The following is a 20,336-nucleotide window of genomic DNA, read 5'->3' as shown; positions in this document are numbered from 1 at the left end:
CGAACCGTCTGACAGATAGAAATACAGGGGCTGCCGCATAAATGTGCGGCAGCCTTTGTCGTGGTTGACAAGGCAGGAAGAAAGAGGGTAAAATATAACTATCAATGATTCCGGCCCCAGTGATATCCGGCGGAAGGAAGAGGAAAACAACATGAAGAGACAATTATCCTTTGAGAATGAAAAGGAACTGATGCTGGTGGGAAAAGCGCTCTCCTCAGAGATTCGGATTCGTATCCTGAAGCTTCTGGATGAAAATTCCCTGTGCGTCAATGAAATTGCAGAGATCCTGCAGATTCCGGCCTCCTCGGCAGCCTTAAATGTCCGTGTGCTGGAGGAAGCAGGGCTGATCCGTACCGAACTGAAGCCCGGAGTGAGGGGGGCCATGAAGCTCTGTATCCGGCAGAATGAGGAGCTGGTGCTCCATCTGCAGCAGCGGCGAGGACCAAAGCATGAGGAAGTCATCTCCATGCCGGTAGGCAATTATGTGGATTATAAGATCACGCCCACCTGTGGTATGGTCAATGATGAGGAGTATATTGACGGGGAGGACGAGCCCCGGTGTTTTTATGATCCAAGGCGGACAACCGCCAAACTGGTCTGGTTCTCCTCCGGTTATCTGGAATACCGTTTTCCCAATGCGGGGATCCAGGGAAGCAGGGTAAAGCGTCTGGAGATCTCCGCGGAACTGTGTTCCGAGACTGCGGATTATGATCTGGACTGTCCCTCGGACATTACCCTGTGGGTCAACGGTGTGGATGCGGGGACCTGGACCTGTCCAAGCGATTTTGGCGGCAGGAGAGGCAAACTGAACCCTGACTGGTGGGAAGATAAGAATTCCCAGTACGGCAACCTGAAAAAATGGGTGATGGATACAGAGGGAACCTATCTGGACGGTTTAAAGGTAAGCAGTGTGCCGATATCTGGATATGACCTGGTAGAAGGGCCTTATATCTCCGTACGCATTGGTATAAAAGAGAATGCAGAGCATATCGGCGGTGTGAATATTTTTGGCTGCAGCTTTGGAGACTATCCCCAGGATATTCTGATGCGGATTGAATATTGAAAAAAATATTTCCTGTGTTATAATAAAAGAACAGGAAAAATGTTTTAAAACAAAATTAATATAACTAATAAGCCTGCAGACCTATTGGCTATATTGGAACATAGGAGGAGTGGGAGGATGAAGCGAAAACTGCAAAACCGGTTTTGCGAGCTGTTCGGCGCAGACGGCGACATCCGATTCTATTTTTCACCTGGCCGTGTGAACCTTATCGGGGAGCACACAGACTATAACGGGGGACATGTATTTCCATGTGCCCTCACAAACGGTACATATGGAGCGGCGAGGATCCGGAAAGACCGGAAACTGCGTCTTTACTCCGAAAATTTCAGCAATGCGGGGGTTTTTGAGACCAGCCTGGATGATCTTAGATATCATGAGAGAGCCGGTTGGACCAACTATTTAAAAGGTGTTATCTGGACATTCACCACCAAAGGTTATCCTATAGAAAAAGGGCTTGACCTGGTGATTGGCGGCAATATTCCCAATGGATCGGGACTTTCCTCCTCCGCTTCCATAGAACTTCTCATGGCTATGGTTTTAAAAGACTTATATGGCTTTTCAGATTTGACAAAAACAGATATGGCCCTTTTTGGACAGTATGCGGAGAATAAGTTCTGCGGCATGAACTGCGGGATTATGGACCAGTTTACTGTGGCAATGGGGAAGAAAGGCCATGCGATTTTCCTGGATACCAGCAATCTGCGCTATGAATATGCGCCTATCAGACTGGGGAATGCGTCCCTTCTCATTTCGGTCAGCAATAAGAAAAGACGGCTGACGGACTCTAAATACAATGAACGCAGAAGGGAATGCGAGGCAGCACTCAAAGAGCTTCAGTCCATTGTGAATATCCGTTCTCTGGGAGAATTGACAGGGGAGGCCTTTGAGGAAGTAAAAGAGATCATCAAAGACCCGGTGCATGTGAAACGCGCGCGCCATGCGGTCTACGAGAATCAGCGGACCATACAGGCAGTAAAAGCGCTGAAAGAGCAGGATCTAAAGAGATTTGGCATGCTTATGAATGAGTCCCACATTTCACTGAGAGATGACTACGAGGTCACGGGAAAGGAGCTGGATGCCCTGGCAGAGGCAGCCTGGGACCAGCCCGGCGTCCTGGGTTCCCGCATGACGGGGGCAGGCTTTGGAGGCTGCACAGTCAGCATCGTGGAGGATGGCTTTGCGGAGGCATTTATTCGGAATGTGGGCTCTGTTTATAAGAAAAAAATCGGTTACGGTGCGGATTTCTACAGGGTGGAGATCGGTGACGGGGCCAGAAGAATCGGATAACAGGAAGGGGAAATACTATGTTAAACAACAGTATTAAAAAACTTGTGCAGTACGGATTAGAAACAGGCCTGGTGCCTGCATGTGAGAAAAATTATACCATCAACCTGCTTCTGGATCTATTCCGTCAGGACGACTATGAGGAGCCTCAGGAGGAGTACAGAGACGTGGATCTGGAGGAAACTTTGGGCGAACTGCTGGATGAAGCTGTAAAACGCGGCCTGATCGAGGACAGTATCGGCTACCGTGACCTGTTTGACACCAAGATCATGAACTGTCTTATGCCCCGCCCGGCACAGGTGCAGGAAAAATTCTGGAAGGAATATGAGAAATCCCCGGAGACTGCTACGGATTATTTCTACAAACTGAGCCAGGATAGTGACTACATCCGCCGTTACCGCATTAAGAAGGACAGAAAATGGACTGTGGACAGCACTTACGGCACCATTGATATCACCATCAACCTTTCAAAGCCGGAAAAAGACCCCAAAGCCATTGCAGCAGCCAGGAATGCGAAACAGAGCAGCTATCCAAAATGTCTCCTCTGCATGGAGAATGAGGGATACGCAGGCCGTCTGAACCATCCGGCCAGAGAGAACCACAGGATCATTCCCATCACGGTCAATGAAAGCCCCTGGGGATTCCAGTATTCCCCCTATGTGTACTACAATGAACACTGCATTGTTTTTAACGGGCAGCATGTGCCTATGAAGATCGAGAGGAATGCTTTTGTAAAGCTCTTTGATTTTGTAAAACTGTTTCCCCACTATTTCCTTGGCTCCAATGCGGATCTGCCTATCGTAGGAGGCTCTATTTTAAGCCATGACCATTTCCAGGGAGGCCATTATACCTTCGCCATGGCAAAAGCACCCATAGAGGAGAGCGTGACCATCCCCGGATATGAAGATGTGGAGGCCGGTATTGTAAATTGGCCGCTGTCTGTGCTTCGCATCCGCCATAAGGATGAAAAACGACTGATCGACCTTGCTGCGCATGTGCTTGATAACTGGAGAGGCTATACGGATGAGGATGCATTTGTCTTTGCTGAGACAGACGGGGAGCCTCACAACACCATCACCCCGATTGCGAGAAAGATTGGGGATACCTTTGAACTGGATCTGACACTGAGAAATAATATCACCACAGAGGAGCACCCCCTGGGTGTTTATCATCCCCATGCACAATATCATCATATTAAGAAAGAGAACATCGGTCTGATCGAGGTCATGGGACTGGCGGTTCTTCCGGCCAGGCTGAAAGACGAGCTGGAACTGCTGGCCTCCTACATTCTGGAAGGCAGAGACCCGGCAGAAAATGAGATGCTGGAAAAACACGCGGACTGGGTAAAAGAATTCCTGCCGAAATACCGGGATATCAATGAAAAGAATGTGATGGATATTCTTCAGGAAGAGGTGGGACAGGTCTTTGTCAAGGTGCTGGAGGACGCCGGCGTGTACAAATGTACCCCTGAGGGAAGGGCTGCTTTCAAAAAATTCCTTGCCACATTATAAATTCTTGGATATAATAAGATACAAAAAGACAGGTCGGGTGCCTGTCTTTTTTGTTAAAGGTATGCTATACTGGTAACAGTTCAGACAGCTGAACCGTTACGCATCCAGACATTAAAAATCGCTTCGCGATGGGCTGGAAATCAAGAGCCCGGTGAAACAGACAGAAGAGAGTGTGAAAACATAGTATGAAAGAAAAAAGGGTAGCGGATTCCCAGACAGAGCAGACGTATCTCATGCGTCCAAAGTATCTGAATGGCTACGGCAAGCTTTTCGGCGGACAGCTTATGGGCTGGATTGACGAGATCGCCAGCATTGTAGCCATGCGGCACAGCGAATCCGAGATTACGACTGCTGCCATAGATAATTTAAATTTTAAAGAAAGCGCCTCTGTGGATGACGTGATCGTCCTGAGAGGAAAGATCACCCACGTGGGACGTACATCCATGGAAGTGCGGGTGGACACCTATGTGGAGAGCCGCCGGGGGATCAGAAAGATCATCAACCGGGCCTATGTGGTCATGGTGGCAGTGGATGACTGCCAGCATCCCAAACCGGTGCCGGGACTGCTTGTGGAGACAGAGGCAGAAAAAGCGGAGTGGGAAGGCGGAGAAAAGCGCTATGCTTTGCGCAAACAGAGGCGTATAGAAGGATATTGAGCAACGATGAAGCAGGTCTGCGCATTCACTGCGCTGACCGTAGGAAAGCATTCCGCAGCCAAGTAAAAATCCCATCGCCAAAGGCGATCCCGCATGGATTTTTGCCTGTAACTGTGATGGAACTGAACAGTTACGATATTGATTAAAAGGAGATTAAAATGAGCGAAAAGATCCTGCTGATAGACGGACACAGTATACTGAACAGAGCTTATTACGGCCTGCCTGAACTAACAAACTCAGAGGGGCTTCACACCAATGCCATATATGGATTTTTAAACATCCTGTTCAAGACCATAGAGGAGGAAAAGCCGGATTATCTGACGGTAGCCTTTGATCTGCATGCACCCACCTTCCGGCACCAGATGTATGAGGCCTACAAGGGCACCAGAAAACCCATGCCTCAGGAGTTAAGGGAGCAGGTGCCTGTGATGAAGGATGTGCTTGCAGCCATGGGGGTGTGTATGATCTCCAAGGAGGGGTATGAGGCAGACGACCTTTTAGGCACCCTTGCAAAGAAGAGCGAGGAGAAGGGCATGGAAGTCACCGTCCTCTCCGGAGACAGGGACCTTCTGCAGCTTGCCAGCAGCCATATCTGTATCAGGATCCCCAAGACCAGGTTCGGCAAGACCACAGTGGAGGATTATTTCGCTGATGACGTGAAAGAAAAATATCAGTTAAGCCCGGAGCAGATCATTGAACTGAAGGCACTGATGGGCGATGCATCCGATAACATTCCGGGATTGCCGGGAGTTGGAGAAAAGACCGCCACAAAAATCCTGCTGGAGTACGGAAATGTGGAAAATGCCTACGCACATGTGGAGGACATCAAGCCAAACAAGGCGAAAAACGCGTTTCTTGAGCACTACGATCTTGCTGTCCTCAGCAAGAAGCTGGCTGCCATTAATATAGACAGCCCCGTGGATTATGACTGGGAAAGTGCCAGGGTCAAAGATTTTTACACACAGGATGCCTATGATTTCTTTAAAGAGCTGGAATTCAAAAACTTTCTCTCCCGGTTTGAGGACACCGGTGCCCCCGCTGAGGCGGAGAAAAGCTTTTCAACGGTGACAGAACTTAACCAGGCCGAGGAGATCATTGGGAAGGCCAGGCAGAAACCGGAGCTGGGACTTCACATTTTAAAGGAAAACGGTGTGTTTCTGGGAATGGGGCTTTCCTTTTCGGATGAGGAAAAGGTGCTGTCTTACTGCTTCCTTCCCCAGGGATTTTTGACGGAGGCCTATCTGCTTGAACAGGCGCAGATGCTCTGTCAGGAGGCAGCCATGGTATCCTCCCTGGATGTAAAATCCATGCTGCGCCATATGGACCTGGAGAACCACACGAAAATGTTTGATGCAGGGATTGCGGCTTATCTGCTGAATCCGCTGAAATCTGCCTACACTTACGACGATATCGCAAAAGAGTACTTAGGAGAGATGCTTCCCGCAAAGGAGGACCTTCTGGGAAAACTAAACTATACAAAAGGGATGAAAGACCAGGAGGAACAGGCAGCGTTGTCTGTCTGCTACATGGCATATGTGGCCCTGAAAAGCAGGGAGCCCCTGAAAAAGGCCCTGGAGGAGACAGAAATGCTGCATCTCTTCACAGACATTGAGATGCCCCTTCTCTTTACCCTCTCCGAAATGGAGAAGGAGGGGATTCGGGTAAATGCCCAGGCTTTAAAAGAGTATGGGGACCAGCTCTATGTGAGGATTTTGGAGCTTGAAAAGGAGATCTACCAGGAGGCAGGGGAGGAATTCAATATCAATTCCCCCAAACAGCTCGGTGTGATCCTGTTTGAAAAGCTGAAGCTGCCGGGGGGAAAGAAGACCAAGACCGGTTATTCCACAGCGGCGGATGTCCTTGAAAAACTGGCCCCTGATCATAAGCTGGTGGCAGATATCCTGGAGTACAGGCAGCTGGCAAAGCTGAAATCCACCTATGCGGACGGCCTTGCAGTCTATATCGGGGAGGATGAGAGGATTCATTCCACCTTCAACCAGACGATCACCGCCACGGGGCGTATCAGCAGTACAGAACCGAACCTGCAGAATATTCCCATCCGTATGGAGCTGGGGAGGCTTATACGCAAGGTCTTTATCCCAAGAGACGGATACGTGTTTACGGATGCAGACTACTCCCAGATCGAGCTTCGTGTGCTGGCACATATGTCAGGGGATGAAAAATTGATCCAGGCTTATCAGGAGGCTCAGGATATCCATCGCATGACAGCCTCCCAGGTATTTCATGTCCCCTTTGATGAGGTGACGGATTTACAGAGGAGAAATGCCAAGGCAGTCAATTTTGGTATTGTCTACGGCATCAGTTCTTTTGGTCTTTCCCAGGATTTGAGCATTACCAGAAAAGAGGCTGCCCAGTATATTGAAAATTATTTCGAGACATACCCGAAGATCAAGGGATTTCTGGACGGTCTGGTGACAGAGGCGAAAGAGAAGGGATATGTGACCACCATGTTCGGCAGAAGACGTCCGGTTCCGGAATTGAGATCCAGCAACTTCATGCAGCGTTCCTTTGGCGAACGGGTAGCCATGAATTCGCCGATTCAGGGAACCGCGGCTGATATTATTAAAATCGCCATGATCCGGGTGGGAAAAGCGCTGAAGGAACAGAATTTAAGATCACGTCTGCTTCTGCAGGTGCACGATGAACTGCTGGTGGAGACCGCAGAGGACGAGACCGCGCAGGTTTCTGCCATTTTGGAAAAAGAGATGAAAAATGCCGCCAGTCTTGCTGTATCGCTGGAGATTGATATGCATACAGGAAGCAACTGGTATGAGGCAAAGTAAAGATACAGGGACTAAGGGGAGTACAAGGGATAAAGGAGGAACTGTTATGAGAGTCATAGGTGTGACCGGAGGGGTAGGCTCCGGAAAAAGTTTTGTACTGAATTATATTGAGGAACATTTTGATGCACGGGTGGTGAAGGCGGATGACGTGGGGCATCTGCTGATGATGCCCGGCCAGGTCTGCTATGAGCCGGTCATTCAGCTCTTTGGGGACTGGGTGGTGAATGAGGATGGTTCTCTTAACAGGGAGACGATCGCGCAGATCGTATTTGAAAAGAAGGACATGCTGGAAAAACTGGATAAGATCATTCATCCCGCAGTGAAAAAATATATTATCAGAGAGATTGAGCGCTCCAAAAAAGAGGAGACAGAATTCTTCTTCATTGAGGCGGCTTTATTATTAGAAGATAATTATGATGAAATTTATGATGAATTGTGGTATATTTATTGCGAAAAAGAAGTACGCATGGAAAGGCTTCGCCGCGACAGGGGCTATTCTGAGGAAAAAGCCAGGAAAGTGATGGAAAATCAACTGTCTGAGGATGAATTTGAAGCCAAATGTGACTTTTTGTTATATAACGACGAAGATGTGGCCCATACCTATCTTCAGATTGAGCGAAGGATGAGAACATATTATGAATCTATGTAGTATTGCCAGCGGAAGCAGCGGCAATTGTATTTATGTGGGCAGTGACCATGCAGGCATTCTGGTGGATGTGGGCATCAGCGGCAAGAAGATTGAAGAAGGCCTCAATACCATTGACCGCACCACAAAGGACTGCGACGGTATCCTGATCACCCATGAGCACTCTGACCATATCAAGGGTCTGGGTGTTATCTCCAGAAAGTATAAGATTCCCATTTACTGTACCCAGGGAACCATGGAGGAGATGCAGCGCATGTCCACTCTCGGCAAGATGCCGGAAGGGCTGTACCGGGTCATACGGGCAGACGAACCATTTTCTATCGGAGATCTGGACATTCATCCCTTTAACATTTCCCACGATGCAGCAGAGCCGGTGGGATACCGGGTGAATCATGAGGACAAGTCTGTGGGGATCGCCACGGATTTGGGCAAGTATAATGATTACATAGTGGAACAGCTCCAGGGACTGGATGCCCTGCTGCTGGAGGCAAACCACGACGTGAACATGCTGCAGGTGGGAAGTTATCCCTATTACTTAAAACAGCGGATCCTGGGCGAGAGAGGCCATCTGTCCAATGAGTCTGCAGGCAGGCTTTTATGCCGTCTGCTCCACGGCAAAATGAAACAGATCATGCTGGGTCATCTGAGCCGTGAGAACAATTACGAGGCATTGGCTTATGAGACCGTATGCTCAGAGGTGACTATGGGGGAAAATCCATGGTGTTCCTCTGATTTTAAGATTTCTGTAGCGCACAGGGATTGTGCATCAGAGCTGATCACCGTATAGACGGCAACTATAATATGCTACTATTTACAGCCCTGTAAAAAACGCAGTTCTGTAAACAGTAACACGCTTCGCGATGCACAGATATGGAGCATTCTGCCCCATATCGCGCTGGCTGCCTCGGGACTTTCATGCGCAAGCGCATAAAAACACCTCGCGGAACAGCAGCCGTGAATAGTAACTATAATATACATTTACGAGGAGAAAAAAATGAAGAAGACAATTATCAGCGTAGTAGGACAGGACACTGTAGGAATCATTGCAAAAGTCTGCACCTATCTGGCAGAGAATAATATTAACATCCTGGATATTTCCCAGACCATCATTGACGGTTATTTCAATATGATGATGATAACAGATGCCAGCAGATCCGAGAAAAAGCTGGATCAGATTTCCACAGAGCTTTCAAAACTGGGTGAGGAAATCGGCGTTGTGATCCACGCACAGCATGAGGATATCTTTACGAAGATGCACCGTATCTAATCTGGAAACCCAGGAAAGGACAAGAGAAAAATATGATTAACATTTTTGAAGTAAATGAAACCAATAAGATGATCGAGCAGGCAAATCTGGATGTGCGTACTATTACCATGGGTATCAGCCTTCTGGACTGTATTGACTCTGACCTGCAGCAGGTAAACAGAAAAATTTACAATAAGATCACAACCCTGGCAAGAAATCTGGTGGAGACCGGTGATGAGATCTCCGGAGAGTACGGCATCCCTGTTGTAAACAAGAGGATTTCCGTAACCCCCATTGCACTGGTGGGCGGAGCGGCCTGTAAAGCACCGGAGGATTTTGTGACCCTGGCAGAGACACTGGACCGGGCGGCAAAAGAGGTTGGCGTAAACTTTATCGGAGGTTACTCTGCCCTGGTTTCAAAAGGCATGACAAAAGCAGATGAAATGCTGATTCGTTCCATTCCGGAAGCTCTGGCTGCCACAGAGAGGGTCTGCAGCTCCATCAATCTCGGTTCCTCCAAGACAGGCATCAACATGGATGCGGTTAAGCTCATGGGAGAGATCGTACTGGCTACCGCCCAGGCCACCAGAGAGCAGGATTCCCTGGGATGTGCCAAACTGGTTGTGTTCTGCAATGCGCCGGATGACAATCCTTTCATGGCTGGTGCCTTCCACGGTGTAACGGAGGCGGACGCCATCATCAATGTAGGTGTATCCGGTCCGGGTGTTGTGAAGACAGCGCTGGAAAAAGTCCGCGGAAAAGATTTTGAGGTTCTGTGCGAGACAATCAAGAAGACTGCTTTCAAGGTGACACGGGTGGGCCAGCTGGTTGCCCAGGAGGCCTCCAAACGCCTTGGGATTCCTTTTGGTATTGTGGACTTATCCCTTGCACCAACTCCGGCCATCGGGGACAGTGTGGCGGACATTCTCCATGAGATAGGCGTAGAGTACGCCGGTGCTCCGGGCACAACAGCGGCCCTTGCGCTTCTCAATGACCAGGTGAAAAAAGGCGGCGTTATGGCTTCCTCCTACGTGGGCGGTTTGAGCGGAGCTTTCATTCCGGTCAGCGAGGACCAGGGAATGATCGACGCGGTGAATGCCAATGCCCTGACCATAGAAAAATTGGAGGCTATGACCTGCGTATGCTCTGTAGGACTGGATATGATAGCTATTCCGGGAGACACCAAAGCCAGCACCATCTCCGGCATTATTGCAGACGAATGTGCCATCGGCATGGTGAATCAGAAGACAACGGCTGTCCGTTTGATTCCCGTTATCGGAAAGAGTGTGGGAGAGACCGTGGAATTCGGGGGCTTACTCGGCTATGCGCCGATCATGCCTGTAAACCAGTATTCCTGTGAGGCTTTTGTAAACAGGGGCGGAAGAATACCGGCTCCTATACACAGCTTTAAGAATTAAATAATTGAACTTGCAGGTAAGAGATCACGCAGGGACTGTGTTTCATTATATGGAACGCAGTCCCTGATTTTTATGCTTTTCACAGCCCGAATGACCTCAAAGTGCTGTATTTAAAGGCTTTCAGAGAAAGTTTCTCAGTTACAGTCTGTTCAGAAAAAAATAATTTTATGGAAAAATGCGCCAAAATAGTTAAAAAGTTATTGACAAGATACGTTAGGATGTGCTAACTTATAGGTAGTTAGAAAAACCTAACCTTGATGATGAGTGATGAATAAGGAGTGATGAAAAATGCCTTTAACTATGGCTTCAGCAGGAGAAACAAAGCAGATCAAAAAAGTAGGCGGTAAGGAAGAAGTAAGGCGCCATCTGGAGAATCTTGGCTTTGTGACAGGAACGGATGTGACCGTTGTTTCCCAGTTGGGCGGCAATGTGATCGTCAATGTGAAAGATTCCAGAATTGCCATCAGCAGTGAGATGGCGAACAGGATCATGGTTTAGCAGGGTTTAAAATGAGATAGATTTAAGCCTGCCTTATGAAACGGGTATGGTTACATAGAAAGAGGAGGATATGCAGAAATGGAGACACTGCGGAATGTAAAATGCGGACAGAGCGTCAGAGTGGTGAAGCTGCATGGAGAGGGCGCTGTCAAACGCCGTATTATGGATATGGGAATCACAAAAGGCACAGATGTCTATGTAAGAAAAGTAGCGCCCCTCGGTGACCCCATAGAGGTTACTGTGAGAGATTATGAGCTTTCCCTGAGAAAAGCAGACGCAGAGATGATTGAAGTTCAGTAGAAGGGCTGCCGGCTATTGAAGGCCGCAGCATTTTTCGGGATTTATGGTTAGAATATTCTAACCATATTTTTTGGAAATGAAGTTAGCGGAAGCTAATTTTATAGGATACAAAAGGGGAATAAACCCGCCTGCTGCACTAGACACACTCTAGGGACCAAAAAGATTTCTGCAGGAGGAGAAGATAGAGGAGGAAGAGAAAATGTCAGTTAAAATTGCGCTTGCCGGCAACCCTAACTGTGGCAAGACCACACTGTTCAATGCGTTGACAGGGTCTAATCAGTTTGTGGGAAACTGGCCCGGTGTTACAGTAGAAAAAAAGGAAGGTAAGCTGAAAGGGAACAAAGATGTTATCATTATGGACCTTCCGGGAATTTATTCCCTGTCACCTTACACACTGGAGGAAGTGGTAGCCAGAAACTATCTGATCACAGAGCGTCCGGATGCCATATTAAACATTGTGGACGGCACGAACCTGGAGAGGAACCTGTATCTGTCCACCCAGCTTATGGAGCTTGGTATTCCTGTCATCATGGCAGTGAACATGATGGATGTGGTAGCAAAAAACGGAGATATCATTAAGATCCGTGAGCTGTCCGGACAACTGGGTTGTGAAGTGGTGGAGATTTCCGCGTTGAAAGGTACCGGGATCCGGGAAGCAGCCGACAAGGCAGTGCGGATCGCCCGGAAAAAAAGCGCAGGGATGCCTGTCCATAAATTCCAGAAACGAGTGGAGGAAGCACTGGATGAGATCGAAGCTCTGCTGGGCGGAAATATTCCGGAGGAACAGAGACGTTTCTATGCGGTAAAACTTTTCGAGAGAGATAATAAGATCGGTGAGACTATTTCTGGTCTGCCGGATGTGGAATCCATCATCACAGCCGTGGAAAAAGACCTGGATGATGATTCGGAGAGTATTATCACCAATGAGAGATATACTTACATAGGAAATGTTACGAAAAAGGCTTACAACAAAAAAAGCAAGGGAAAGATGACCACTTCTGATAAGATTGACGGGATCGTTACAAACCGTTTTCTTGGTCTTCCTATCTTCTTTGCGGTGATGGCCCTGGTTTATTATATATCTGTGAGTACAGTGGGCGGATGGGCGACTGACTGGGTAAATGACGGTGTGTTTGCGGATGGATGGAATTTCCTAGGGATTTCTTCCCTGCACGTTCCCGCCATACCAGAACTGCTGAATAACGGCCTGGAGGCCATCAACTGCGCGGCATGGCTGCAGAGCCTGATCGTGGATGGTATTGTAGCAGGTGTAGGTGCTGTCCTTGGATTTGTGCCGCAGATGCTGGTACTGTTTTTATTCCTGGCATTCCTGGAAGGATGCGGATACATGGCCAGAGTTGCCTTCATTATGGACCGTATCTTCCGTAAATTCGGTCTTTCCGGAAAGTCCTTCATCCCTATGCTGATCGGTACGGGATGCGGCGTACCGGGCATTATGGCATCCAGAACCATTGAAAATGACAGAGACCGTAAGATGACTATCATGACAACCACATTTATCCCGTGCAGCGCAAAACTTCCCATTATTGCCCTGATCGCAGGCGCCCTGTTCGGCGGTGCATGGTGGGTGGCACCCAGTGCGTATATTGTGGGGGTTCTGGCAATCATTTGTTCCGGAATCATATTAAAGAAAACCAGGAAATTTGCTGGCGACCCGGCTCCTTTCGTCATGGAGCTTCCGGCATATCACATGCCAACCGTGGGAAATGTCCTCAGGAGCATGTGGGAGAGAGGCTGGTCCTTCATTAAAAAAGCAGGTACGGTCATTCTTCTTTCCACAATCTTTATCTGGTTTACCCAGGGATTCGGTTTCGAGAACGGTTCCTTTGGCATGGTTGACGATATGAATCATTCCCTGCTGGCAGCTATCGGCAAAGGTATCTCCTGGCTGTTCATTCCTCTTGGATGGGGAGACTGGAAAGCAGCCGTTGCAGCCGTCTCCGGACTGGTTGCAAAGGAAAATGTGGTTGGTACTTTCGGTATCCTTTATGGATTTGCGGAAGTGGCGGAAAACGGGTCTGAGATTTGGGGAACACTGGCAGGCAGCTTTACAGCCGCTGCTGCATATTCCTTCCTGGTGTTCAACCTTCTGTGTGCACCCTGCTTTGCAGCTATGGGAGCCATCAAACGTGAAATGAACAATGCAGGCTGGTTCTGGTTTGCCATCGGATATCAGACCTTGCTGGCGTACTGCTCATCGCTGGTTGTCTACCAGATTGGACATCTTTTGGAGGGCGGAGCGTTTGGTTTCGGCACCGTTGCGGCGATCCTTGTATTGGCAGTTTTCCTGTATCTGTTGTTCAGGCCATACAAAGAAAAAGGTACATTAGATGTGAAGATCAAGACAGGTAAGGCGGCGAAGGCATAAATGCCTTCCGGCCTGTCCGGAAAGGTGGGATAGATATGAATGCTGGGACAATTATAGTGCTGTTGCTTTTACTCTGTGTTGTGGGGCTGGTCGTCAGAAAGATCGTGAGAGACAAGAAGGCCGGCAATACCTGCGGAAGCTGCGGCGGTAACTGCAGCTGCTGCCACGGGGCGGCAGAAGAGAAACTAAAATAAAAGTACTTTTACGCAGCCGGATGGAACACTGGCGTGTGTCGGGCTGGAGTTTCAGACACACGCTAAAGGATAACGGGAGGCTTTTGTATATCATTTACAAAAGCAGTCCCGTTTTTTTGTGTGCGGACCGTTTCATACAGGTTGGAGGCAAACAAGTCCTGCCGGAATTTTTCCCGGGCTGTCTCACCCAGCAGGTTTTGGTAGTCCGCTGCTTTGGTGATGAGAGGAATTTCCGCCTTTTCTTTGATTTCCCGAAGAAGGCCCCTGTCAGCCTTTTTAAAGCCCAGTATTCGAGCATATGGTGGCACGGAAAGAGGGCGTTCCTCTGCTTTTATGTTGAGAAGCACATGGAGAAGCGCCCGGCTGATACGGGTGTACGTCAGCTCCCGTGTTTTTAACAGGGCCGAAAATTGAGAAAAGCTTTGGTATTCGTTTAAACGGGCATGGATACGTCTGGCCAATTCCGGGGACATATCAGAATACATACTGAGCTCTTGGGGAGTATGCAGCATGAGTTTGTAGCGGAGCAGCAGTGAAAGATCATCCTCCCAAACAGGAGATTCCCCGGAAAGCCTGTCCGCTGCCAGCAGGGCGGCTGAACTTGGCATGGTCTTTGTGAGAAATCCATCATAGCCGGACAGTACATTTTTATCTCGTGCCGGGATTTCCTTTAAAAAGTTTCGGATGGCGGTGGCACTGGAAAAAGAAGCGGACAGGTCCTTGTCATGATATCCCGCGCCTTCACGCTTCAGGGCAAAGGGCTGTATGTTACTGTTTGACCGCTTCAGGGCCTTTATATATTCCAGGCCAAGGATATTGTTGGGGGAATCCAGAAGCCCGGCCAGAGATTCAGAGCGGTTAAGGTCTGCAAAAGCTTCTTTGCGGGCAGAGGGAAAAGAATAGCCCTTTTTTAAGAGGGAACGGAGCGTATGCTGATAAGCAGTGTGCTCCGTTAAAAGAGCTTCCGCACATGCAGCCAGAGCCGTCGTATCCCCGGATTCGCTTCCAAAACAGAGCGCATCCACGCATCCAAGCCGGTCCAGTACCTGTACGGCACCGGAAGCAAAATATTCAGCACTTGCGCAGGCGCTTGAAACAGGCAGTTCCAGCACCAGATCCGCACCGTTTAAAAGAGCCATGCGTGTGCGGAGGTATTTGTCAAACATGGCAGGCGCTCCTCTCTGCACGAAATCTCCGCTCATGATCACTACAAGGTGCTCAGCGTCGGTAAGCTCTCTGGCTTTTTTAAGATGATACGCGTGGCCTTTATGAAAAGGATTGTATTCGGCAATGATTCCGGTGATTCTGCTCATAGGATCCCTATTCCCTTCTTTAATGAATGTCTGTTTCACTTGTCCTGTATTATTGGTTTAAATATAACAAATATTCTGTCTCCGGACAACCATTTATATTTTCCCGTTACATGTTCCTAAAAGAATACAAAATTTGCCCGTAAATTTAAACAGTGCCCTTGTACCATTTTTTGAAAAGATGTATAATGATACCAAACGTGGCTGTTTTGGCCGCGAAGATGTATGATAACGGAGGAAAAAACATGAACGTATTAGTAGTAAACTGCGGAAGTTCATCCCTGAAATTCCAGTTGATCAATTCTGACACAGAAGAAGTTGCTGCAAAAGGCTTATGCGAGCGTATCGGCATTGACGGAAGACTGGTTTATCAGCCGACAGGCGGTGAGAAAGAGACAACAGAAGCAGCAATGCCAACCCATACAGAGGCCATCAAAATGGTTCTTGACGCTTTAGTAAACCCGAAGACAGGTGTATTAAAGAGCCTGGACGAAGTGGAAGCGATCGGACACCGCGTCCTGCACGGAGGTGCTAAGATTTCCGATTCCTGTATCATTGATGACGAAGTTATCTCTGTTATTGAAGAGTGCTGTGACCTGGGACCGCTGCACAACCCGGCTAACTTAATGGGTATCCGCGCATGTATGGAACTGATGCCCGGCAAACCAAACGTGGCAGTGTTCGATACAGCTTTCCATCAGACTATGCCGGAGAAAGCATACATGTATGCGATCCCGTACAAATATTATGACAAATACAAAGTCCGCAAATACGGTTTCCACGGAACATCTCATCGTTTCGTATCCAAAGAGACTATTAAATTCCTGGGACTTGACCCGGACAACTCCAAAGTGATCGTAGCGCATTTAGGAAACGGCTCCTCCATCAGTGCAGTTGTGAACGGTAAATGTGTGGATACCAGCATGGGCCTGACTCCTCTGGAAGGTCTCGTAATGGGAACACGTTCCGGTGATCTGGATCCTGCTGTTCTGGAATTCATCTGCGGAAAAGAAAACATTGACGTAAAAGAGATGGTCCGCATCCTGAACAAAGAATCCGGACTGTTAGGTCTGTCAAAAGGTCTGTCCAGCGACTTCCGTGACTTAAACGAAGCCAGAGAGCAGGGCAACCCGGATGCGGGGAGAGCCGTTGACTGTCTGTGCTATCGTATTGTAAAATACATTGGTTCCTATGTGGCAGCTATGAACGGCGTGGACGCCATCGCTTTCACAGGCGGTATCGGAGAGAATGCCATCCCGGTTCGTGAGACGGTTGTCAACAGTCTTTCTTACCTGGGAATCACTCTGGACGAGGAAGCAAACCAGAAACGCGGAGAGAACATGATCATCTCCACTGCAGATTCCAAAGTGAAAGTTGCCGTGGTTCCCACCAACGAAGAGCTTGCAATCTGTCAGGAAACAGCAGAATTAGTCAAGAATGAGAAATAATAGTTGACAAATTGAAAATCCCTATGTATAATTTACTAGGTGTGATTAGGAGACTATTATGCTAATTGATTTATCAGAAATTTTATCCCTGGAAGGAAAGACACAGGTCATAGAAGCACCTGTTTCCATGGATTCCTTTCAATCGAAACTGGGCAGCTTTCCTGTGAAGGCAAAAGAGCCTGTAGTTCTTACAATTACGAATACCGGCAAAAAGGTTCTGCACCTGGAAGCAAGAGGCAGTGTAACTCTGTCCATTCCCTGTGACCGCTGTTTAAAAGAGGTTCCGGTGGACTTTCCCTTTGCACTGGAAAGAGATATGGACATGAAAGTTTCGGAGGAAGACAGGATAAAAGACTTAGATGAAATTAATTATGTCACAGGTTGCAGCCTGGATGTTGAGCAGTTAGTGCATAATGAGATTTTAATCCGTTGGCCTTTACGGGTCCTGTGTAAAGAGGACTGCAAGGGAATCTGCGGCCATTGCGGCAAAGATTTAAATGACGGCCCCTGTTCCTGCGAGCAGGAAAGCCTCGATCCGAGAATGGCAGCAATCCGTGATATATTTAGCAAATTTAAGGAGGTGTAACCATGTCCATCTGTCCAAAAAATAAAACTTCAAAAGCAAGAAGAGATAAAAGAAGAGCTAACTGGAAAATGAGCGCTCCGAATTTAGTAAAATGCAGCAAATGTGGAGCTTTAATGATGCCACACAGAGTATGCAAAGCTTGCGGAAGTTACAACAAAAAAGAAATCATCAAAATGGGTGAAGAATAATTCATGCATGAGAAAGGCCTTCTGGACAACCAGGAGGCCTTTTTGTAATATTTTTGTAATAAATTTATAAAAAACCTTGCGGTTTATGTAAAAACAAGTTAATATAGAACTGGAATTACAACCGATGAATAAAAGATTACATGTAACAGTTCAGACAAGCTGAACCGCTACGCATCCAGCCATTAAAAATCGCTTCGCGATGGGCCGGATGCCTGCCGGCACTACTTTTTCATACGGTCAGCGCAGTAAATGTGCAGACCTGTCTGAACTGTTACGATCACATTTCTATTAAAGGAGGAAGATGGATGAATAAATGGTTAAAGAAAGGGATTCTGCTTCTTGCAGTCGGATGCCTTACTTTTGCCGTGACGGGCTGCAGCGGGGAAAAGGTGATGGACAAGGTGCTGGAAAAGACAGACCCCAAGCCGGAGAATACAGATAAAAGCAGTGAGAAGGAAGATGAGGATAAGACACAGGAACCGGAGGTTACGGTTGCAAAACCGGAGTTCACTACAAATCTCAGCGGTTCCGTTACTTATAAGACCGGAGATAAGGCAGAAGCCCTGAAAGTGGAGGTAAAGACATCGGACAAAGGTGTCATCACTTACCAGTGGTACCAGAGCCAGACGAACACCAACGGAGGCGGTACTCCGGTGGAAGGAGAGACAAAGAACACCTTTACCCCTCCTACCAATGAGGCAAAGACCATGTTCTATTATGTGGTGGCCACCAGCACCATCGGTTCCTCCACAAATGGCATAACCAGTGATACGGCAGAGATCATCGTGTCTGACGACGCGGAAAGCAAGGATGCCGAGAAGAAAAAATCAGAGGAAAAGAAGGACGAAAAGAAAGAGAAGAAGGAAAAAACTTCCGGAACCTGGACAGAATCTGATAAAGGCTGGTGGTACGATTACGGAGACGGTACCTATCCCAAGAGCCAGTGGCTGGAGATTGAGGGCAAGTGGTATGCCTTTGATGACCATGGCTATATGAGAAAAGGCTGGTATCAGGAAGGCAGCGCCTGGTATTATCTGAAAGATGACGGTTCCATGGCAGTAGATACCGATGTGGAAGGCTATCATCTGGGTAGTGACGGAAAAATGCAGTAAATAAGAAAATAGCAGTAACTATTCAGTAGGTCTGTGCATGCACTGCTCTGACCGTAAGAAAGCATTTTGCAGCCAAGCAAAAATCCCATCGCCAAAGGCGATATTGCATGGATCTTTGCCTGTAACTGTCAGGTACTGAACAGTTACAAATAGTATAAAAATGGCAGGCGGCTGCTGTAAAAGAATATCTTTTACAGCAGCCCTCTTGCGGTTTTAAAGGATGTCTGGTAAAATTATTTGCAGAATACAGGAGGCAGAATATGGAGAATATGACAATTGTGGCAGTGGATGCCATGGGAGGCGACAATGCACCGGCGGAAATTGTCAAAGGTGCAGTGGACGCCGTGAAAGAAAAAGCAAACCTGAAGGTACTTCTGGTGGGCCTGGAAGAGGCTGTAAAAAAAGAATTGGAGGCCTGCGGCAATCCCGGAGATAGGATTGAAATTGTTCCCGCATCCCAGGTTATAGAGACAGGAGAACCGCCGGTTACCGCAATACGGGGTAAAAAGGATTCCTCCATCGTGGTGGGGATGAAGCTGGTGAAGAAAGGGGAAGCAGACGCTTTCGTATCCGCAGGAAGCTCCGGAGCCATCCTGGTGGGAGGCACTACCATTGTGGGCAGGATCAAAGGTGTGGAGAGAGCACCTCTGGCCCCGCTGATCCCCACAAGAGACGGTGTGTCTCTCTTAATAGACTGCGGCGCCAATGTAGATGCCCGTTCCTCTCATCTGGTGCAGTTCGCCCGCATGGGATCTATCTACATGGAGCATGTCATGGGTGTCAGCAAGCCCCGTGTGGGAATCGTGAACATAGGTGTCGAGGAGGAGAAAGGAAATGCCCTGGTAAAAGAGACATATCCGCTGCTGAAAGAATGTGAAGATATTAATTTTATCGGCAGCATTGAAGCCAGGGAAATTCCCAACGGCGCGGCAGATGTCATAGTGACAGAAGCCTTTGTGGGAAATGTGATCCTGAAGCTTTACGAGGGTGTGGGGGCCACTTTGATCTCCAAGGTGAAGCAGGGCATGATGACAACTCTGCGCAGCAAAATAGGCGCCCTTTTGGTGAAACCGGCACTTAAATCCACATTAAAAAGCTTTGATGCCAGCGAGTACGGCGGAGCACCGCTTTTAGGCCTGAAGGGACTTGTAGTGAAATGCCATGGAAGTTCCAAGTCTTCGGAGGTGAAGAACTCCATCATCCAGTGTATTTCGTTCAAAGAACAGAACATCAGTGAACGGATCGGGAAGAATATTATTTCATCAAAATAGGCCATGCTGTACCCGGTGAATGACCGTGTGCGGAGGGAAACATCAGATAAAAAGGAAAAGCATAAGGAGGAAAAGAGATGGAACTGGAAAAATTACAGAAGATTATTGCGGAGGTTTTAAATGTGGATGCTCATGAGGTTACCATGGAGACCACATTTGTAGAAGACCTGGGAGCCGATTCTCTGGATATTTTTCAAATCATCATGGGCATTGAGGAGGAGTTCGATATCGAGATTCCCACAGAGGAGGCGGAGAAAATCGTATCCGTAGGCGATGCGGTGGAAGAGATTAAAAAACTGATTGGTTAATGACAAATCGGATGTCCCAAATCCGGCTGCCAGATTCAATCTGAATCTTCCGGGGATTTGGTGACATCCTCTTTTTCTTAAAACAATAAAAAATGCGGGATACA

Annotated in this window: 20 protein-coding genes; 19 read left to right on the top strand and 1 reads right to left on the bottom strand. The window is 48.0% G+C overall.

Annotated elements, in window-relative coordinates:
• The first annotated feature begins 151 nt into the window (after window positions 1-151).
• From C6P39_RS25760 to C6P39_RS25700, 13 genes are all read left to right on the top strand, one after another.
• Window positions 152-1,063, top strand: a complete 912-nt coding sequence (locus C6P39_RS25760; protein ID WP_104805652.1) for an ArsR/SmtB family transcription factor — start codon at window positions 152-154, stop codon at window positions 1,061-1,063.
• Between the two features lie 117 nt (window positions 1,064-1,180).
• Window positions 1,181-2,350: a galactokinase gene (locus C6P39_RS25755; RefSeq protein WP_104805651.1), complete on the top strand. Its 1,170-nt coding sequence runs from the start codon at window positions 1,181-1,183 to the stop codon at window positions 2,348-2,350.
• 17 nt (window positions 2,351-2,367) lie between these two features.
• Complete coding sequence (gene galT, locus C6P39_RS25750; protein WP_104805650.1) at window positions 2,368-3,858, top strand: UDP-glucose--hexose-1-phosphate uridylyltransferase; 1,491 nt, start codon at window positions 2,368-2,370, stop codon at window positions 3,856-3,858.
• Window positions 3,859-4,043: 185 nt separating this feature from the next.
• Window positions 4,044-4,514 (top strand): acyl-CoA thioesterase, encoded by a 471-nt coding sequence (locus C6P39_RS25745; RefSeq protein ID WP_095172661.1) that lies wholly within the window; start codon window positions 4,044-4,046, stop codon window positions 4,512-4,514.
• A 158-nt stretch (window positions 4,515-4,672) separates the two neighbouring features.
• Window positions 4,673-7,318 carry a DNA polymerase I gene (gene polA / locus C6P39_RS25740; protein WP_104805649.1) on the top strand — a complete coding sequence of 882 codons (2,646 nt, stop codon included), beginning with the start codon at window positions 4,673-4,675 and terminating at the stop codon, window positions 7,316-7,318.
• A gap of 46 nt (window positions 7,319-7,364) precedes the next feature.
• Window positions 7,365-7,967, top strand: a complete 603-nt coding sequence (gene coaE, locus C6P39_RS25735) for a dephospho-CoA kinase (protein WP_104805648.1) — start codon at window positions 7,365-7,367, stop codon at window positions 7,965-7,967.
• Window positions 7,954-8,751 (top strand): MBL fold metallo-hydrolase, encoded by a 798-nt coding sequence (locus C6P39_RS25730; protein WP_095172663.1) that lies wholly within the window; start codon window positions 7,954-7,956, stop codon window positions 8,749-8,751. The genes coaE and C6P39_RS25730 overlap by 14 nt, the downstream gene beginning before the upstream one ends.
• A gap of 207 nt (window positions 8,752-8,958) precedes the next feature.
• Entirely contained in the window at window positions 8,959-9,231 is a 273-nt protein-coding gene (locus C6P39_RS25725; RefSeq protein WP_104805647.1) for an ACT domain-containing protein, read from the top strand.
• Window positions 9,232-9,263: 32 nt separating this feature from the next.
• A complete protein-coding gene (locus C6P39_RS25720) occupies window positions 9,264-10,628 on the top strand; it encodes a PFL family protein (protein ID WP_104805646.1) in 1,365 nt (454 codons plus the stop codon).
• 288 nt (window positions 10,629-10,916) lie between these two features.
• A complete protein-coding gene (locus C6P39_RS25715) occupies window positions 10,917-11,126 on the top strand; it encodes a FeoA family protein (RefSeq protein WP_104805645.1) in 210 nt (69 codons plus the stop codon).
• Between the two features lie 78 nt (window positions 11,127-11,204).
• A complete protein-coding gene (locus C6P39_RS25710) occupies window positions 11,205-11,426 on the top strand; it encodes a FeoA family protein (RefSeq protein WP_065541391.1) in 222 nt (73 codons plus the stop codon).
• A 199-nt stretch (window positions 11,427-11,625) separates the two neighbouring features.
• Window positions 11,626-13,815 (top strand): ferrous iron transport protein B, encoded by a 2,190-nt coding sequence (gene feoB / locus C6P39_RS25705; protein ID WP_104805644.1) that lies wholly within the window; start codon window positions 11,626-11,628, stop codon window positions 13,813-13,815.
• Between the two features lie 35 nt (window positions 13,816-13,850).
• The gene (locus tag C6P39_RS25700) at window positions 13,851-14,009 is read left to right on the top strand and encodes a FeoB-associated Cys-rich membrane protein (RefSeq protein WP_104805643.1); all 159 of its coding nucleotides are present in this window, start codon (window positions 13,851-13,853) and stop codon (window positions 14,007-14,009) included.
• A 62-nt stretch (window positions 14,010-14,071) separates the two neighbouring features.
• Here the strand turns inward: C6P39_RS25700 and C6P39_RS25695 are convergent, their stop codons facing one another.
• Window positions 14,072-15,322, bottom strand: coding sequence for a nucleotidyltransferase (locus C6P39_RS25695; RefSeq protein ID WP_104805642.1), 1,251 nt, complete (start codon window positions 15,320-15,322; stop codon window positions 14,072-14,074).
• Between the two features lie 242 nt (window positions 15,323-15,564).
• On the opposite strand from C6P39_RS25695, the gene C6P39_RS25690 reads away from it, so the two are divergent.
• From C6P39_RS25690 to acpP, 6 genes are all read left to right on the top strand, one after another.
• Complete coding sequence (locus C6P39_RS25690) at window positions 15,565-16,767, top strand: acetate/propionate family kinase (RefSeq protein WP_104805641.1); 1,203 nt, start codon at window positions 15,565-15,567, stop codon at window positions 16,765-16,767.
• Window positions 16,768-16,825: 58 nt separating this feature from the next.
• A complete protein-coding gene (locus tag C6P39_RS25685) occupies window positions 16,826-17,353 on the top strand; it encodes a YceD family protein (RefSeq protein ID WP_104805640.1) in 528 nt (175 codons plus the stop codon).
• A gap of 2 nt (window positions 17,354-17,355) precedes the next feature.
• Window positions 17,356-17,541 (top strand): 50S ribosomal protein L32, encoded by a 186-nt coding sequence (gene rpmF, locus C6P39_RS25680; RefSeq protein ID WP_018597460.1) that lies wholly within the window; start codon window positions 17,356-17,358, stop codon window positions 17,539-17,541.
• A 305-nt stretch (window positions 17,542-17,846) separates the two neighbouring features.
• The gene (locus tag C6P39_RS28080; protein ID WP_242987141.1) at window positions 17,847-18,653 is read left to right on the top strand and encodes a hypothetical protein; all 807 of its coding nucleotides are present in this window, start codon (window positions 17,847-17,849) and stop codon (window positions 18,651-18,653) included.
• Window positions 18,654-18,913: 260 nt separating this feature from the next.
• Window positions 18,914-19,924 carry a phosphate acyltransferase PlsX gene (gene plsX, locus C6P39_RS25670; RefSeq protein WP_104805639.1) on the top strand — a complete coding sequence of 337 codons (1,011 nt, stop codon included), beginning with the start codon at window positions 18,914-18,916 and terminating at the stop codon, window positions 19,922-19,924.
• A 77-nt stretch (window positions 19,925-20,001) separates the two neighbouring features.
• The gene (gene acpP, locus C6P39_RS25665; RefSeq protein WP_065541398.1) at window positions 20,002-20,232 is read left to right on the top strand and encodes an acyl carrier protein; all 231 of its coding nucleotides are present in this window, start codon (window positions 20,002-20,004) and stop codon (window positions 20,230-20,232) included.
• Window positions 20,233-20,336: the final 104 nt, after the last annotated feature.

It is taken from the genome of Blautia marasmi (assembly GCF_900258535.1).
Classification (GTDB): domain Bacteria; phylum Bacillota; class Clostridia; order Lachnospirales; family Lachnospiraceae; genus Blautia; species Blautia hominis.
Note: the sequence above shows the minus strand (reverse complement) of the source record. Positions and strands in the feature narration are given on the sequence as shown.